Here is a 1456-nt window from a genome sequence, read left to right as displayed (position 1 = left end):
ACCACCGGCCACCGGCCACGAGGGGCAGCACTCGGCGCGGGATTCCACCTCCACGCCCACGCCTCCCCACCACGGTGGGAAACGATCCCGGAAACACAATCCAACCCAGGATCGCTTAGCTGATTAGAGACGCTGTGCCGGACGACTTCGTCCAGACGCCGGTCGGTGACGCCCTGCCAGTCGGTGGACCGGCACAGGACGGTGTCCGCGCCGAGATCGGCGGGGTCGGGTACGCCGAACACATGCTGGGTGTCGAAGCAGCGCCTGCTCGTGCCGCAGCGTGGTGGGCACATGGCCCATGACTCCGAGGCCACGCCGTTCAGCGGCGGTCACGAGGGCGGCGATGTCGGCGGCGTCGAGGCCCTCGTACGACTTGATCCAGCGATGGCCGCCGTCCGCCGCCCGCGCCACGATCTCCGCGGCCTGCTCGGGCCCCGACATCTGCACGCTGTTGGGCCAGCGGCGGCGGCCCCGGGTGACGAAAGACCCGGCGATCGACAGACGCGGTCCCAGGTGACCGCGTTCGGTCGCCGCTCGCGCCGCGTCCCCAGAGGTGCCATACGCGTCGCCGGCGTCCCGGACGGTGGTGACGCCGTGGGCGATATTGAGCAGCTCCAGCAGCCCGGGAACCTGCTCGCGGAAGGTCTGGCCGCCGGCACCCCAGGGCCGGACAGACCAGCCGCCGTACGCGCAGGTGGACGACGAGGGGCACCGTGCCCACTGGGTACGGTCCGGTGGGCACCGGCAGAGTGAGCTGCACCGGGCCCGGGGCGATCGAAGCCCTCCATGCCTGGTGTGCGGCGCCCATCGGCACGGCGACCCTAACTGCCAGCGCGGCTCCGAGCATGCGACGGCGCGTCATTCCTTCTCGGTTCATGAACGGTGTGGTTGTCGCGGACCCTCCCTGGGTTTCTGGACAACACTGGGCTACGCCCGGCGCTTGAGCCGCCGGCCCAGCCCGGCAATGGTTTGATCTTGATCAGCTCAGTGGCTTGACGAAGTGCGGCCTTCACGCGGCACGGACATGAGGTAGGCGAGCACGGCCAACACCCGGCGGTTGTCGTCGTCTGAGGGGGCGAGCTCCAGCTTGGTGAAGATGCTGGTGCTGTGCTTGGACACGGCCTTCTCGCTGATGAAGAGCCGGTTCGCGATGGCGCTGTTGGAGCGTCCCTCGGCCATGAGCTCAAGCACCTGACGTTCCCGCTCGGTGAGTCTGGAGCGGGGTTCGCGTTCGCCGCGGCTGCGGCGGCCGAGCAGCTTGGTGACCACTTCAGGGTCCATGACCGTGCCGCCCGCGGCGACCGTACGGATCACGTCGACGAACTGGTCGTCGCTGAACACCCGGTCTTTGAGCAGGTAGCCGACCGTTCCTAGTCAGTGAGCAGGAGTGAGTCTTGTACCCAGTCCTGGTCAACTGGCGCATCCCGAACGGTGGTGGATGCACTGGTCTCCCGCG

1 pseudogene is annotated in these 1456 nt (G+C 68.6%); it reads right to left on the bottom strand.

The window, feature by feature from the left end:
- Window positions 1-984: 984 nt before the first annotated feature.
- Window positions 985-1371 (bottom strand): annotated as a pseudogene (locus tag ACWDA7_RS52890) (LuxR C-terminal-related transcriptional regulator); the annotation flags it as partial.
- Window positions 1372-1456 lie beyond the last annotated feature (85 nt).

This window comes from Streptomyces sp. NPDC001156 (assembly GCF_053598275.1).
Note: the sequence above shows the minus strand (reverse complement) of the source record. Positions and strands in the feature narration are given on the sequence as shown.